The following is a 17,087-nucleotide window of genomic DNA, read 5'->3' as shown; positions in this document are numbered from 1 at the left end:
TGAAAATAATGTACGATTGCTGCATAATGTTGTCAGTTCAGAACCCTCATTGCTTACGGTGAGGAGTAGTCAGTGTGGACCAACTATAAGATGGTTGTTTGGAAAGCTATTTAACTAGAAGCAAATATTGCTTCTTTTTTTTCTTTGATTATAATTAGATTGATATTGAAAGGACTGTTTTAATATGAATAAAGAGTTGATTGAAGAACTAAAAACACAAGATTTTAATGTAGTGGCTGTATCTAAAACGCGTACAAAGGAAGAAATTGATGAAGTCGCAAAAATGGGTCTAACTACTTTTGGAGAAAATCGTGTACAGGAATTTATAGATAAGTATGATCCAAAATATACTTGGCACATTATTGGGCATCTACAGACAAACAAAGTAAAGTATATTGTTGGAAAGGTTGATGTGATTGAAAGCTTGGATTCATTGAAACTTGCTGAAGAAATTGAAAAACAGGCGAATAAACATGGCATCATTCAAAAGGTATTGGTAGAACTAAAAATTTCGGAAGATCCAAACAAAACGGGATATTCTTTTAAGGATGCTAAAAACTTTATTTCTCAATTGCAAGAATTTAAACATATTCAAATTAAAGGAATTATGTGTGTTGCCTCAAAAACAGAGGATCAAGCATTAGTAGAATCTGAATTTGAACAGATGCACACCCTTTATTTAGAGCTAAAAGAGCAATATCCAGATATAGACACTTTATCCATGGGTATGTCTCAAGATTATAAGTTAGCAGTTAAGCACGGTTCGAATACAGTTCGAATTGGACGCGCAATTTTTGAATAATTTTTTAAACAGTGCTATACTAATCCCATGCAAAATTCAAAGAAAAGAAAGTTGAAACCACAAAACCTACTTATTGTTTTGGCATGTATATGTTTGATTATAGGAACTTTCGTAGTTTTATTATCCAATCACTCAACTTCTAATTCAGATTCAAAGACAAAAACAGTCAATAAACATTACGAAACGATTGCGACTGTCATGATTGATGCTGGACATGGTGGTTATGATGGGGGAACCGTTGCAGAAGATGGTACTACCGAAAAAGATTTAACTTTGGCTTTAGCTTTAGAAACAGGTAAACAACTAAAAAAACTAAATCCAGAAATCAAAGTTGTCTATACTCGTACAAGCGATAAAGTAACGTGGTCAGAAGATGAAACAGAGGATTTAAAAGCGAGAGTTAAGATGGCAAAAAAAGAAAAAGCCGATTATTTCTTCTCATTCCATATCAATTCAAATGAAGATCCTACTTGTTCTGGATATGTTTCTTATATTCGTCAAGACGATAAAGCAAGTGAACAGATCACAGAATATATATGTAAAAACTTATCTGGTTTAGATTGGACACATGACCGTGGTACCCTTACAACTGAATTTTATCCTCTACATGTGGTTGACGAGCAAAAAATCCCAGCCATATTATTTGAAGCTGGTTTTAGTACGAATACCAAGGAAATACAAAAGCTTAAAAATCCAACAAATCAAAAGAAGGTTGCCCAGGCTATTGCGAAGGCTTTCAACAAATATATTACTGAAAATAAATAAAGGATATTTACTACGCACATGTAGTTAAACATCCTTTTGTGTTAATGTATCTGGTAAAATCAATCGTACAGATTCTATACGATTTTTTTCTACTTTCAAGACTTTAATGCGAATTCCATTTGGTAAAGTCGTTTCATCATTTGTCTGTGGTAAACGACCAAGTGCATCGATTACTAAACCTCCAACTGAATCGAAGTCTTCACTATCTAAATCTAAATCTAAATAATCGTTTAAATCATGTAAACTTAAATATCCTTTGACATCATATGTTTGATTATTTAATTTCACAATATTTTCTTCTTCGTGTGCATCGTATTCATCCTGAACATCGCCAACGATTTCTTCAATGATATCTTCTAGCGTAACGATACCTGAAAATTCTCCATATTCATCCATGACTATCGCAAGATTAAATGTGGATTGTTTCATTTCAATCAATAATTCTGATACTTTTTTATTTTCGTATGTGAACTTTGGTTTTCGAAGAATCTTTTGCAGATCAAAATATGAAAAATCATCATACATCAACAAGTCTTTCATATTAACGATACCTATAATATTATCAATTTTATCTTGATAGATAGGAATACGCGTAAACTTTTCTTCTCTAAATATTTCCAATAAGTCTTTATATGTACTATCTACTTCTGCCATCACAACATGTACACGAGGTATCATAACATCTTTAGCTTTGGCATCCCCTAAATCAAACACTTTATTGATCATATCTTTTTCATCTTCTTCGATGACACCTTCTTCGTGAGAAACGTCTACAATTGTACGCAACTCACTTTCGGTCATAGATATATTTTGATTTGGATTTTGTATGCCCATTAATTTTAAAATACCTGAACTAAATAAATTCACAAACCAAATAATCGGTGTTAAAACTTTCATCAAAAGTGAAATAATCGGAGCATACGTAATTGCGAGTTGATCCGCATTCACTGTTGCCCATGTTTTAGGGGTAATTTCTCCAAAAACCAAAATTAAAAAAGTTATGATAAAAGTAGCAATACTAACGGCTGCTCCACCAAATGAATAAGCAATCAATGAAGCAATACTTGCTGCTGAAGTATTAACTAAGTTATTACCAATCAATACAGCGCTTAGCATTTTTGATTGATTTTCTAATATTCTTAAAGCTAATGATGCTTTTTTATTTCCTTCATCTTCTAAAGTTCTCAAGCGAATCTTACTAACTGAAACCATTGCTGTTTCAGCTGAAGAAAAGAAGCCTGATAAAGCTAATAAAATAACTAATTCAAGGATTTGTATCCATAAATCCGAGTCCATTTTTCACACTCCCTATATTTTTGAATATTATATCATACTCACGATATTCTAGGAAGAGCAAGTCGAATCGCTTTCTCTACGATTTCTATTGTTGGATTTTTAAATCCTTTTACTTCTCCATCCATATTCGCATAAATCATTTCATTTTCTGTATTTAAATGTATCGTTTTAGCTTGGTACATAGAAACTAGATTTTTATACTGTATATGCGTTCCTTCTTGATATTTCTTTGCCAATCGAACTATTTGATGTCTCTTTACATCTGAAATCAAACAAACATCCATCCAGCCATCATCAACATTGGCATCTGGACACGGCTTAAATCCTCCACCATAGTATTTTCCATTCGCAAACACAAGGAATCCATATTTCCCTTTTGGTAATTTTTTAGTATCAATCTGAATTTGATAGTCTTGACCTATTGGTTTTCTTAAACTAATCAATGTTGATAAAACATAGGGTATGATTCCTTCTGTCTTTATATTCTTTTTTAGTGCATTTACCTGACGTGCAACCTCCACGTCAAATCCAAAAGAAACTGTATTTATTGAATATTCTCCATTTACTTTAATCAAATCACAATCCATATATTCTGGATCTGTATAATTTTCCAGATTTAAAAAGTCTCCTCTTTTTAAATCTTCGAAATATTTCACAAAATCATTCCCCGTTCCAATTGGAATCACAGAAATAGTCACATTTTCTTTTTCGGCACACCCATTAATAACTTCATGCAAAGTACCATCTCCGCCACACACATACAAATGCACAGGTTCATTGGATAGAGCATACTTTTTTGCGATAAACGTCGCATGTTCAGGACTTTTTGTTTTTTCAATGATAATACGTTTTCCTTGAAAATGCTCTTTGATTTCTTGTATTAATTCATATTGACTATTTTTCCCTGATTTGGGATTTACAATAAATACATCCTTCATATCATTATTACCTCTTTATGACTCAATCAATCTTTGTACACATTCACTCGCAAGTACCAATCCGGCACTTGCAGGTACAAAAATAGCACTAGGCAATGGTTGTCCTGACTCTACTGGAATCGGTTGTTCTAAAGATGCCACCACCCAGATTTTATTGCGTATACGATTTTTTCTTTTCCACTGACGAATCTGTTTAGCCATTGGATCATAACTTGTTTTTTCTACCTCTGTAACTACTAATTTTGTAGGATCTTTACGCCTAGCCATTCCCATACTTGATAAAAACGGTATATTTTGCTCAATACATGCTTGCATCAAATCTTTTTTACTCTGAATGGAATCAATGCAGTCTACGACAAAATCAATGGGTTGCGAAAATATTTCATCATCTTTCGTTTGATCATAAAAACATGCATATGTATCTACAATACAATTAGGATTTAGTGTACTAATTCGTTTCTTTAATACATCCACTTTAACTTCATTAACTGTATCTAAAGTTGCCACTAATTGTCGATTAATATTACTTGGTTCCACACAGTCTTTGTCTATAAGAATTAAATGACCAATTCCTGTTCTTGCTAAGGCCTCTACGCAAAAAGAACCAACTCCTCCAACTCCAACAACAAGGACTGTCTTATCATTTAGTGTTTCTAATGCTTCTTTTCCCAGCAACAATTCACTTCTCTCATTTGTCTTCATCCATCAACCATTCCTTTACTTCACTATATATTTCATCTCTATTCTGTGCTTCAAACCAATGTACAGGCATCTGATTCTTAAACCATGTATATTGTCTTTTCGCATATTGTCTAGAATGTGTTTTTATAGCTGTATTTACTTCATCGATACTCTTTTCTTTTAAGAAATAATCTTTAAACTCTTTATATCCAATTCCTTGAAAACTTGTATATTCCCACGTTTCTGGATTTGTAAATAAATCTTCTACTTCTTTGACCAAACCATTCTCGAACATAATATCTACTCTTTTATTGATTCGATCATGTAAAATATCTCTATCTACATCTAAACCTAAAAAATACACATCATATAATGGAATATGTTGTTGTTTGTCTTCTTGTTCTGATTTTGAAGTACCACTACGACAAATTTGTAGAGCACGAATCAATCGCTTGCGATTGTTTGGATGAATTTTTTCTAGAGCTTTTTCATCTTTTTCTTTTAACATTGCGACCAATTCTTCATTCGTTTTCGAATTCAAAAAAGCAGTATAGGCGATATCTTCGTTTTCTTCTTGAAATTCATAGTCATATAATGCTGCTTTTAAATAAAGTCCTGTTCCTCCGCATAAAATAGGAAACTTTCCTCTTTTTACAACATCTTCGATAGCTGTACGACATTTTTCTTGAAAAACCTTTACATTGTAAGGTTCATTATAATTTTGAACATCAATCAATTCATGATGTATGCCTTGCATTTCTTCTTGTGTTACTTTGGCCGTGCCAATATCCATTTTTTTATATACTTGCATACTATCGCAGGAAATAATTTCTCCATTCAATTGTTTGGCTAACCATACAGAAAGGCTTGTTTTTCCAATTCCAGTTGGTCCTACGATTGCTAAAACTTTTTGTCTATCCACGTTCAAATTCCTTTCTCAACTCACCATCACTCATCACAATAACTGTAGGTCTTCCATGAGGACAGTGATATGGTTGTTTACACTTTTGTAAATCTAAAATGACTTGCTCCATTTCCTGCATAGATAATGGTCGATTAAAACGAATTGAACTATGGCATGCCATAGTCGCAATCATATGTTTTCTAAGTTTTGCCATATCTACGTCTTGATTTTCCACAAAATAATCTAATAAATCTTGTAAGAATTGTTTTTGGTCTACATCATGAAACCATAATGGAATTTCACGAAGAATCAATTGATCCGTTCCAAATGGTTCAAATTCAATCCCAAAGAATGCTGTTTTTTCATTAATGGTCATATATTGAGCCAATACATTACTTGAGACGTCCAATTGAATAGGAACCATAAGCGGTTGTTTGTTTGTACATTGAACCAATAATTTTTCGTTTAACTGCTCATAATGATATCTTTCCTGAGCAGCATGCTGATCCACGATAACCAAACCTTCTTCATTACTACATAAGATATAGGAATCATGCAATTGAGCTAATACTTGAAGGTGCAAAAAGAATTCTGGACCTTTATCATTCTTATCTTCCTTAGGAATTGGATATGAAATCGGTTCTTCCTGTATTTTTATTTCAGGAGCTGATTTTTCTTCATATATCTGTATCTGCTCCTTTTTTTCTTTGATAACTACTGGATTATAATTTTTAAAACTCTGTTCAATCGATTTATTCTCTTTTGGCTGTTGCTTAACAGGATATGAATATTGTATTTCTGGCTGTTCAAATGCAACACTCTTCTTTTCAGGTTTACTAACAGCTACTGTTTTTAAAGAAGCATTTAAAGCATCTTGAATTGTTGTTTTGATTAAATCTAGCATTTCGCCTTGTTTTGACAAACGAACCTCCCATTTATTAGGGTGTACGTTTACGTCAACCAATTGTGTATCTGAATCCATTTGTAAAACAACGATTGGAAAACGATTCGGCGGCATATAATCACTATATGCATCTAGAATTGCTTTTTGGATTGCGACACTGCGAATCAATCTTGTATTTAAAGTTAAAAACATAAAATATTTTGTGGCCCGATTGATTTTGGGCTGGATTGCATATCCATGAATATGAAAATCTTCATTGTTTCCTTCAAATTGAATTGCATTCTGAGCTACTTCTTTACCATACATTTGGTATAGAATTTCTTGGATATTTCCATTGCCACTTGTTTGAAATACAACTCTTCCATCGTGAGAAAGTTGAAAACGAATCTGCGGATGGGATAATGTCATCTTATTCATTAAATCGGCAATTACAGAAAATTCATAAGAAATACTCTTTAAATGTTTAAATCTTGCGGGTGTTTTAACAAATAATCCAGAAACATCTAATTTTGTTCCTCGTGGGCAATTGCAAGTTTCATCAACATCTAAACTTCCATAGTTGTATCTTAATAAAGTACCTTCTTCACCGTTGCTTGTCTGCAATTCAACTTGGGCAACAGAAGCAATACTTGGTAAAGCTTCCCCTCTAAATCCCATAGTTTGAATATTGAATAATTCTTCTTCTGAATGCATTTTACTTGTGGCATGTCGCATAAATGCTAAATGTGCATCTTCATGATCCATTCCACAGCCATCATCTGTAATCACAATTCGTTCAATACCACCTTGGTATACTTCAACTTCTATGACTGTAGCACCTGCATCAATACTGTTTTCAACGCATTCCTTTACAATTCCAGCCGGTCTTTCTACGACTTCACCAGCCGCAATCATATTTGTCAAATGTTCACTCAATACATGTATCTTAGCCATACTTCACACCTCCATTCATATGAATTTCATATTTATGATTCGATTTTTTCGCTTAGTTTTTTTAGCTCATAAAGACAATCCAGAGCATCTCTAGGAGTCATTGAGTCGATATCTAATTCTTGTAGTTGTTGTAAAAGTTGTGACTTTTCTGGTTGAACTTGATCCATCACAAACAAACTTGGTTGATAATTTTGATTGTTATCTTGATTTTCAAAATTCAATAAAAGTTGTGAAGCTCTGTCTAAAACTACTTTTGGTAAATGTGCGAGTTTAGCAACATTGATACCATAAGATTTATCAGCCTTTCCTTCAATTACACGATATCTAAATTCAATCTCATTTTTCTCTTCACGAACATCAACATGTACATTGCGCATAGATTGATGTTCTTCCGCCAATTCCGTTAATTCATGATAATGCGTCGAAAATAATGTTTTTGCTCCGATTGCTTCATCAATATATTCAAGCATTGCTTGAGCAAGAGCCATACCATCATAAGTTGCAGTTCCACGACCAATTTCATCAAATAAAATCAAGGAATGTTTTGTAGCATAACGTAAAGCTGTATTGGCTTCCATCATTTCCACCATGAATGTACTTTTTCCTGTCAATATATCATCCGATGCTCCGATTCTTGTAAAGATTCGATCAAAAATTGGAAGTTGTGCTGTTTTAGCTGGAATAAAACTTCCCATTTGTGCCATAACTACAAGTAAGGCATTTTGTCGCATATATGTAGATTTACCACCCATGTTTGGTCCAGTAATCAATTGTATATGTTCTTCTTCTGACATTTTCCAATCATTTGAAACATATCTCTTCTTTTTCATACGATCATCCAAAATTGGGTGCTTACCCTCTACCACATTAACATTGTAACCTGGATGGAAAACTGGACATACATATCCTTTTTCACTGGCAAGAATTGCCAAAGATACAAGGACATCAATTGTAGATAATGCTTGTGCACATGCATGCAAATCAAATAAATCTCTTTTGATTCGCAACAATAAATCATTAAACAAACTTTGTTCTAGTTTTACCTTTGTCTCTTGTGCATGTAGAATTTGTTCTTCTTTTTCTTTTAATTCTTGTGTAATGAATCGTGTCGCATTCGCAAGTGTTTGTTTCGGGTGATACCCAAATTCTTCTTTAATATTATCTAAATTTCCATTACGAACTTCAATATAATATCCAAATACACGGTTATATCCTACTTTTAATGATTTAACCCCTGTTCTTTCACGTTCTTTCGCTTCTAATTCCAGAATAAAGTCTTTTCCTTGTTTTGCTATTTTTCGAACTTCATCCAATTCTTGATTGTATCCATCATTAAAGACTCCACCTTCTTTTAGTGTTAATGGTGGATTTTCTATAATCGCATTTTTTATTTCATTGTATAATTCTTGGCAGTCTGGCACATCATTAAATTCTGGGTACGAATTCAACGAAGACGCTAAATCTAAAATAGGCTTTGCGTGTTCTAATGTCGCTACAAGTTGAAGTACATCTCTAGGACTTGCATTCCCATAAGCCATACGACTTGCAAGTCTTTCCATATCATACACATACACTAAATGTTCTTTTAGATTTTCTCTTAACATAAAGTTTTCTTTTAAATCTTTAACCGCTGCTTGTCTTTTCGCAATCTTTTCTGCATCAATCAATGGATATTCAATCCATCGTTTTAACATTCTTGATCCCATTGCACTTTGACACTTATCCATAAAAGACCATAGACTTTCTGCCTTGGCATTCGAAGATTGACTTGAAACCAACTCCAAATGATTCTTTGTTTCATAATCCATAACAAGAACTTTATCTTTGTCCATAGATTCTATTGGTAAAAAATGATCAATACGTTGTTTTTGTGTGTCTTTTAAATACGCCATTAAAAGCGCAAACGCTTCTTTCAAAGATTCGGATTCAATTCCATTTAATAAAGGTAGATCCTCAGGATCAATATTTGCCTTTTTATGTTTTGAAATGAGCATTGTATCCATTTCTTCTAGGGCAGCCATCCATTTTTTATCCATTGTCATCGGACAAACAAGCTCACTTACATTTTGTTCCAAAAGAGCCTTTTGTAGCGCCACCAAAGATCTTTGTAGCGTTTGATACTTTAATTCACCTGTACTTAATTCACAATATATGACTGTAATTTCAAAACTTGAAACATCACAAGATGCCATATAATTTGTTGACTTGGCATCCATTGTTGCATCCATATAAGTTCCAGGTGTAATTATTTTAATAATTCCTCGGTCCACCAGTCCTTTTGCGCTAGACGGATCTTCCAATTGTTCGCAAATAGCTACTTTATACCCTTTTTTGACTAATCTTTGAATATATGAATTTGCGGCATGAAAAGGAATACCACACATAGGTACCTTTTCTTCAACGCCAGCACTTCTTCCTGTTAATACTAAATCTAATTCTTGAGAAACCAATTTTGCATCTTCAAAAAACATTTCATAAAAATCTCCTAAACGATAAAACAAAATCGAATCCGGATTTTCTTCTTTCATTTTCAAGTAATGCTGCATCATTGGTGTATATTTTTTTTCTGCCATAAATCATCATCCTAACACTACTATTATAACAAAAATTCGAAATAATTATGTTATAATTAAAAATACTGAATAAGGAGGTTTTATTAATGAAACAAACAATTCAATGGAAAAACAAATCCATCCAAATTGATATTGGTTTGATTCTAATTCTTATCCTTTTTGGTATGACAAGTTGTTTTGCACTATACAATTCTTTTAACCTGATAAAATTTGGAAGCGGAAGTTCCTACTTATATCGTCAATTATTTTGGTTTATTGTAGGATTTGTCGCAATGTTTTTCCTTTCAATTCTTCAAAACAAAAAAATATATTCATATATGGATATGGCCTATAAAATTTTAATGCTATGTCTTATTTATTTATTTTTCTCACGCTTATTATTTAATTTAGTGGGTATCACACTTCCTTTTGCCAGTGAAGTTAATGGTGCTATTTCATGGTTTCAACTGCCTTTGATTGGTAGTTTTCAGCCAAGTGAATTTATTAAAATTGTTTTAATTGTTTTAGTCTCACAAATTATTGTTGATCATCAAAATGCACATCCAAATCCAACACATAAAGATGACTTGATGTTGTTGTGGGAAATCGCAAAAATATTATTCCCCCCATTATTTTTGATTATGATGCAGCCAGATACTGGTGTTTGTATTATTATCGTATTCAATATTTTCATTTTAGTCTGTTGTAGTGGTATACGCAAAGAGTATATTATTGGTATTTTCGCCTTTATAGTTATTGTCGTTGGAACCTTCTTATTCTTATATTTCGAATACCCTAATATTCTTGCTTCATTTATATCTTCATACAAACTGCAGAGAATTGATGCATGGTTAGAACCAGAAAGTAACATTCGAGGTAGTTCGAACCAGTTATATACTGCGTTATTGTCATTAGGTAGTGCCGGATTAACTGGATATGGGTTACAAGCAAATATCGTCTCTATTCCAGAAGCACATACCGATTTTATCTTTGCTGCTTTTGGACAATGCTTCGGCTTTATTGGAACCACATTTATCTTATTATTATGTTTATTATTAGATATTTATTTATGTAAAATAGCTTACGCAACAAAAAATAAAAAAGATCGATTTGTTGTAATCGGTATTATCGCAATGCTGCTATATCAACAACTACAAAATACAGGGATGATTGTTGGATTACTTCCAATCACTGGTATCACATTACCGTTGATTTCTTATGGAGGAAGTAGTATTCTTTCTTACTTCATTTCATTCGCAATTATTTTAAACATTTCACCGGCAACAAAAAGAACGATTCGTTTGAATCGTTCAAAAAGACGTAAGTTAATTAATATAAATTCTTAAGTCGAGTCAAATATGAATAAGTACGGTATCTAGCGAATCGTACTTTTTTTGTGCTCGAATGAATAATTATTTCAGAAATCGATTCTAAATCTCTTTCTAAGTGATCATAACATACATGTGCATAGGCCAGTGTATCTCCTCTAACTCCTATTTTTCGCGTATCATTCATAATATATGGATTTTTTAAAGAATGATGGTTCTTATGTGAGATAGGCATGATTTCACAAAGTTGTAAAACCTTTAAACCTGGATCCACAACAGCTCCTTTAAGTGCTCTATTCACAGCAGTAGAACCAGATTGTGTGCTCACACAAATGCCTGAGCCTTGACTACTTTCAAAAAATTCATCATCTATCGAAATATCAAGTACCAATGTTTTAGCTAAACTCTCAATACGAACTTCATTTAATGCGTATAATGTTTCATTAACTTGAGGAAGGTCCATTTGAAGTAAATTAAACTCTTCAATTTTTGGCTGGTTATGTTTTAAATCATAAACCAAATGATCCACTTCATCTTGTGTATAATCGGTAAAAAAGCCTAAATTCCCTGTATGTATCGCAACGAATTGAATTTCATCCAATCTATCTATATAAGTGTGAATTGCTCTTAATAGAGTACCATCTCCTCCAACAGAAAAAATAACTTCAGATTTTTCATCATCATATTCCCATCCAATATCTATACATTTTTTCTTTAGAGTTTCTGCAACTCTTTTTGAGTTATCGTCTCCTCTGTCTACTATACTGAAACGCATCAAATCACTTCCTCTTTTGTTAAATCTATTGTAACATATTTATGGGTGATATGAATGTACGATAATATTGAAAGAGAATTGAAATTATTGATTAATGAAAATATTTATAATGAATTACTCCATTCATATGATTTTCATAATCCAATAACACAGACAAATACATACTTTGACACAGAGAATCAGGATGTAAAAAAACAACATGGCGCAGTCCGGATTCGAACAATTCAAAATAAAAAAATATTCACATTAAAAATCAGAAAAGATGAATACACACACTATGAATTCGAAAAAGAAATATCTGCAGAAAATATTAATGAGATTGAAGATCCAGAAATATTAAATTGGTTCAACCAATATCAAATTCCCAAAAATTTACATCCGACAGCTAGTTTTACTACATTAAGAAATGTATATGCATTTGAAAACGGAGAATTATGTTTAGATAAGACATATTATAAAAATCATACAGATTATGAAATTGAGTATGAATACACATCCGATCATGATGGAATCCATTTTTTTAATTCTATATTAGAAAAATATGGTTTAAAATGGGCAAAAAATTGCCCTAGCAAAATTGCTAGAGCATTAAACGATTAAAATTTATGTGTTAAACGATAGAAGAAGGATTTAGAATTATATTCTTCTTCTTTTTTCTTATAATTTTCAATTTCTTCTTTATTTTTATTATAAAGTTCTTCTACTTCTTTTAATTTCTGATTTTCAGATTCTAATTCAGAAATTTTCTCATCTTTCGTTTGTGTTTCTAATAGGAAAGTTTGTTTACTCTTTTCGATTTCTAATTTAAGCTTTTCTTGATATAATTGTTCAATCTGGACTTGTGCCTTCTCTTTTTCTTCTATAATGGCTTTAAGCTTTTCATTTTCAAATCTAAGTTCCATTTCAACTGTAGATAATTCATGTTTTTCTTTCCTAAAATAAGTAGATAATCTTTCAACACCTTCAGCCTTAATTGTAATACGACGAGTGGCTGGATTTTTGTATTTCCAATCTTTATCTGGATTATCTTTTACCAATTTTGCAATTGCTTTATCTACTGTATTTCTTGATTTATTGAAATGTTGGCATATCTGCGCAATATCCATATCATAATATACATCAATTGCTGATGCTTCTTCAGGCATATTCACGTCCCCTTCCTATGAAATTCATAATAATAATCTAACGAGTCACGATAAGTCTATCATAGTTTTGTCAAGAATGCTATACCTATATATGAATTTCCTATATTATTTATCACTTTTTAAAATACCATTTATTTTTTCATATATTTCTCACATGAACCTTCATATATACTTATTTATTAAAATCACATACGATTTCATATTTTATATTTTCACATCTATATCACATGAATTTAATTATTCCATTCATATTCAAATTTTATAATTCATATGATTTAAAATATCCAATAAAACATTTCATATGATTAATATACATAACATTTTACATTCATTTGAACGTCTTCATACGCATTTTTTAATTCATATTTAAATTCATATCCTTTATTTTTTTTGTTTTTATTATTTTCACATGAATGAGATTTTATAAAATATCGGTATGAAAAATCATATATGTTTCATATGAACACTCAGAAGTGCGTTTTTGCAGTTCCTTTCTCTCCATGTGATAATTAGGTGAATAGTCTTTATTTAAAGCATTTTTATACTATGCTATATGATTTCACTATATAGTGTACTATTTTATTCATATGAATGATGAATTCTATATGATTTTTGCACTAATATTCATATATTTATAAAAAATCGTATGAAATATCATAAATACTTCATACGATTAAGCATATTTACGAACTTTTACGTCCTTCAAACGCTTTTAACAACGTCATAGCGTCTGTATAGTCTAAATGACTACCTACAGGGATACCATGGGCAAGTCTGCTTACCCTACACTTCCCTTCTAATAATTTAGATATATATAAAGCAGTTGTTTCTCCTTCTACTGTAGGATCTAGAGCCAATATAACTTCTTCTGTTCTTTCATTCACTCTATTTAAAAGAGTCATTATATTCAATTGATCAGGTAATACTCCTTTTTGAGTGTTGATCAATCCATCTAGTACATGATATACACCATTATATTGCTGCATAGACTCTATTACTGATATATCTTTCGGATTTTGTACCACGCATATGATATTCTGATTCCTATTAGAGTTCTTACAAAACTCACAAAGCTCATCTTCTGTTAAATTACCACATCGCGTACACTTCTTTACCTTCTTTTTTAAATTTACTAGCGTTTCTGCCAATTCAGATATTTCTTCATCAGACCACCCTAATACAGTAAATGCATATCTCTCTGCCGTTTTAGCACCTACTCCTGGTAATTTCTGAAATTCATATATTAAATCATCAAATGTTTTTGGATACATGCTTCACCTTCTAATCTTCTTTTATTTCTATATTAGGAAACAAACTTTTCATATGATCTTCAATACTCATATTATTTTCAGATTCTGCGTCTTTTCTTTTTAAATGAACTTGAAATGGTTCTGGAAGATTACCACTAATCATTCTTTCTTTAAACTCATCCAGTACGCGAGATTGTTGTGTCTTATCCAATGCGAATACTTTCTTTGCTTTTCCTAATAACACTTCCATGAAATCTTCATATCCATAATTCAGTTCAAATTCATTTATTTGTTTCGCAAAGATTTCACTAGATACACATACGACAATATAATTAGATCCACTAGCCATAATAGTACTATTTCTCAATGTAGCCGCATATTTTCCAAATTCTAAACTTGATATGAATTGTCCTATATTATTGAACTTATTCGTATCAATACTTCTTTCCATCTTTGTAGCTCCAACTAACAATTGAATGACAAATTCATCGTTTAATATGATTTTATTATTTTTATTTTCTGACTGTTTTAATGTTTCACGTGAAACATCAGAAATTTCAGATTTCTCTAAAACCCCATTATTATCATCTTTTTGAGTGTTTTTCTCAATTATATCTGAGTCATCAGAAGTATCGTCATATGATGTTTCATAGTTTTCTTCTTCCTCTACCTCTTTAAAATCATTATGATCTGAATCAATAATATGTGTTTTCGATTCATATGAATAACTTGAAATCTTTAATAAAGAGGCTTCTAAGTAATCTAGTGCGTTAGATGCATATGTATATTTATTATATGTATCCATCAATTCTTCCATACACTTAATTCTGAAATTAATAGGTGCTAATTTGAAATATTTCCGAATCATATCTTTGTTCATATCTGAAACTAGAGTTGAATTTTCAGAATAATCTAAAATCAGACTATCCTTCAACATATGAATAAAGTCTGCTGTCAATCGTTTAATATCCATTCCCATATCTGAATATTTCTGAATATCTTTGACAAAACTATCTACATCTTTTTTATATACTGAATAAAATAATTTTCCAATATCTTCAGATGTTACGACACCATAAATTTTACGAATATCATTCACATCAATATGAGATGAACAGTATGCAACACATTGATCCAATATGGATAACGCATCTCGCATTCCTCCATCAGCCAATTGAGCAATTAACGTTAATCCATTCTCATCAATTTCAATTCCTTCGTTTTTACAAACAACAGATAATCTATATTTAATGTCATGCATACTCACTTTATTAAAGTCAAATCTTTGACAACGAGAAATAATAGTTGGTAAAACTTTATTAGGTTCTGTAGTCGCAAAAATAAAAATTACATGAGCAGGAGGTTCCTCGATTGTTTTTAACAATGCATTGAATGCTCCAGATGTCATCATATGAACTTCATCAATAATATAAATTTTATATTTTCCCTGCATTGGAGCATACTTCACTTTATCAATCAGATTTCTTACTTCATCTACACCATTGTTGCTGGCGGCATCAATTTCAATAATATCTGGATGACTTCCATTCGCAGCCATTTTACAGTTCTCACAAACTCCACAAGGAGCATCTTGATTATTCGTACAATTTAGTGTCTTCGCAAATATTTTTGCGATTGAAGTTTTTCCTGTTCCTCTAGGACCACAGAATAAATAAGCATGAGCAATACGATTTTGAACAATCGCATTTTTCAATGTCTGAATTATATGTGTTTGTCCAACAACTTCATCAAAATTCGTTGGTCTATATTTTCTATATAACGCTTGATATGCCATTCGTAAAATCCTTTCTATATGTTTATCTGTATCTTATTTTATCATAGTTTTATCTATTTTATAGTGCAATCTAAGAACACTCATGACTAAAGTCACGAGTGTTCTTAGATTGGCAAATGTTAGATAAATAATTTAATAATAAATGATAAATATAGTGCTTTAAATATATACAGATGTTATAATATTGATGAGAAAAAAACGTATGGAAGTTGTTAAAGGAAGAGCTATGTCTATTCTATACAGTATCATATCATATGGTGTGTAAAGTATCGTCGTTATGTCTTGAATGGACAGGTCGCAACAAATTTAAAAGAGCTGCTGACTCAGATTTCAAAGGATAATGGTTTTCAAATCTTGGAAATGAATATGGAGGAAGATTACATCCGTATGCTGATCAATTGTACGCCGCAGCATTACATTCCAAATATTATAAAAGCTATGAAGGGTGTATCAGCCAGACTCTTGATGAAAGAGTTTGGGGATGATCTAAGATCCAAGTTATGGGGTGGACATCTATGGAATCCTTCTTATTTTGTAGCTACAGTTTCTGAAAATACAGAAGAACAGATTATAGAGTATATAAGAAGTCAAAAAAGAAAATAGCGAATCAAAGAATGGATTTTATCAACAAACTATCTACTAGAATCATTACAGAATACGACATCATCTGCATTGAAGATTTAAAAGTAGAGAACATGCTTAAAAACCACAATCTAGCCCAGTCTATATCGGATGTATCCTGGTCAAAGTTCACCACACAGCTAGAATATAAAGCCCAGTGGTATGGAAAAGTGATCAAAAAAGTAGACACATTCTATGCGAGCAGTCAAACCTGTCATTGTTGCAGATATAAGAATGAAGAAACAAAAGATTTAAATGTAAGAGATTGGACATGTCCAAAATGTCATTCAAATCATGACAGAGATGTAAATGCATCTATCAATATATTGATGCAAGGCATATTAGCAAATTAGTTAAAATTAATAAAACAACCGCAGGAACTGCGGGGATAGCTTGGT

The 17,087-nt window shown here is 31.7% G+C and carries 15 protein-coding genes and 1 pseudogene; 6 read left to right on the top strand and 10 right to left on the bottom strand.

Translation table 11 applies throughout. The features are described 5' to 3' along the window. Positions 1-184: 184 nt before the first annotated feature. The gene (locus LJE08_RS02555; RefSeq protein ID WP_227402334.1) at positions 185-802 is read left to right on the top strand and encodes a YggS family pyridoxal phosphate-dependent enzyme; all 618 of its coding nucleotides are present in this window, start codon (positions 185-187) and stop codon (positions 800-802) included. 27 nt (positions 803-829) lie between these two features. After that, entirely contained in the window at positions 830-1,567 is a 738-nt protein-coding gene (locus tag LJE08_RS02550) for an N-acetylmuramoyl-L-alanine amidase (RefSeq protein WP_186998572.1), read from the top strand. A gap of 24 nt (positions 1,568-1,591) precedes the next feature. On the opposite strand, the gene LJE08_RS02545 is transcribed toward LJE08_RS02550, so the two are convergent. The 6 genes from LJE08_RS02545 to mutS are packed head-to-tail and all read right to left on the bottom strand — an operon-like array spanning position 1,592 to position 9,796. Further along, complete coding sequence (locus tag LJE08_RS02545; protein WP_186998573.1) at positions 1,592-2,863, bottom strand: HlyC/CorC family transporter; 1,272 nt, start codon at positions 2,861-2,863, stop codon at positions 1,592-1,594. Between the two features lie 38 nt (positions 2,864-2,901). Continuing rightward, positions 2,902-3,801: a diacylglycerol kinase family protein gene (locus LJE08_RS02540; RefSeq protein ID WP_117925522.1), complete on the bottom strand. Its 900-nt coding sequence runs from the start codon at positions 3,799-3,801 to the stop codon at positions 2,902-2,904. A gap of 15 nt (positions 3,802-3,816) precedes the next feature. Further along, a complete protein-coding gene (locus tag LJE08_RS02535; RefSeq protein WP_117925520.1) occupies positions 3,817-4,503 on the bottom strand; it encodes a ThiF family adenylyltransferase in 687 nt (228 codons plus the stop codon). Beyond that, positions 4,490-5,404, bottom strand: coding sequence for a tRNA (adenosine(37)-N6)-dimethylallyltransferase MiaA (miaA, locus tag LJE08_RS02530; protein WP_227402333.1), 915 nt, complete (start codon positions 5,402-5,404; stop codon positions 4,490-4,492). The genes LJE08_RS02535 and miaA overlap by 14 nt, the downstream gene beginning before the upstream one ends. Further along, positions 5,397-7,223: a DNA mismatch repair endonuclease MutL gene (gene mutL, locus LJE08_RS02525; protein WP_227402332.1), complete on the bottom strand. Its 1,827-nt coding sequence runs from the start codon at positions 7,221-7,223 to the stop codon at positions 5,397-5,399. The genes miaA and mutL overlap by 8 nt, the downstream gene beginning before the upstream one ends. Before the next feature lie 32 nt (positions 7,224-7,255). Then, a complete protein-coding gene (mutS, locus tag LJE08_RS02520; RefSeq protein WP_117925514.1) occupies positions 7,256-9,796 on the bottom strand; it encodes a DNA mismatch repair protein MutS in 2,541 nt (846 codons plus the stop codon). Positions 9,797-9,882: 86 nt separating this feature from the next. Here mutS and LJE08_RS02515 point away from each other — a divergent pair, with 86 nt between their 5' ends. Beyond that, positions 9,883-11,121, top strand: a complete 1,239-nt coding sequence (locus LJE08_RS02515; RefSeq protein ID WP_117925512.1) for an FtsW/RodA/SpoVE family cell cycle protein — start codon at positions 9,883-9,885, stop codon at positions 11,119-11,121. On the opposite strand, the gene LJE08_RS02510 is transcribed toward LJE08_RS02515, so the two are convergent. After that, entirely contained in the window at positions 11,105-11,878 is a 774-nt protein-coding gene (locus tag LJE08_RS02510; RefSeq protein WP_117925510.1) for an NAD kinase, read from the bottom strand. The genes LJE08_RS02515 and LJE08_RS02510 overlap by 17 nt on opposite strands. Before the next feature lie 54 nt (positions 11,879-11,932). Here LJE08_RS02510 and LJE08_RS02505 point away from each other — a divergent pair, with 54 nt between their 5' ends. Continuing rightward, on the top strand, positions 11,933-12,478 hold the full coding sequence (locus tag LJE08_RS02505) for a CYTH domain-containing protein (RefSeq protein ID WP_227402331.1): 546 nt from the start codon (positions 11,933-11,935) through the stop codon (positions 12,476-12,478). Here the strand turns inward: LJE08_RS02505 and LJE08_RS02500 are convergent. From LJE08_RS02500 to dnaX, 3 genes are all read right to left on the bottom strand, one after another. Then, entirely contained in the window at positions 12,475-13,023 is a 549-nt protein-coding gene (locus tag LJE08_RS02500) for a hypothetical protein (RefSeq protein WP_186998578.1), read from the bottom strand. The genes LJE08_RS02505 and LJE08_RS02500 overlap by 4 nt on opposite strands. A gap of 683 nt (positions 13,024-13,706) precedes the next feature. Beyond that, entirely contained in the window at positions 13,707-14,294 is a 588-nt protein-coding gene (gene recR / locus LJE08_RS02495; protein ID WP_117925506.1) for a recombination mediator RecR, read from the bottom strand. Between the two features lie 10 nt (positions 14,295-14,304). Further along, entirely contained in the window at positions 14,305-16,068 is a 1,764-nt protein-coding gene (gene dnaX / locus LJE08_RS02490; protein WP_186998579.1) for a DNA polymerase III subunit gamma/tau, read from the bottom strand. A 219-nt stretch (positions 16,069-16,287) separates the two neighbouring features. On the opposite strand from dnaX, the pseudogene tnpA reads away from it, so the two are divergent. Next, positions 16,288-16,671 (top strand): annotated as a pseudogene (gene tnpA / locus LJE08_RS02485) (IS200/IS605 family transposase); the annotation flags it as partial. Between the two features lie 11 nt (positions 16,672-16,682). Beyond that, the gene (locus tag LJE08_RS02480; protein WP_227402330.1) at positions 16,683-17,042 is read left to right on the top strand and encodes a transposase; all 360 of its coding nucleotides are present in this window, start codon (positions 16,683-16,685) and stop codon (positions 17,040-17,042) included. Positions 17,043-17,087 lie beyond the last annotated feature (45 nt).

Origin of the sequence: Holdemanella sp. DFI.5.55 (assembly GCF_020593575.1) — a bacterium.
Taxonomy (GTDB): Bacteria; Bacillota_I; Bacilli_A; order Erysipelotrichales; family Erysipelotrichaceae; genus Holdemanella; species Holdemanella hominis.
This window is presented reverse-complemented; position numbering and strand designations above follow the sequence as displayed.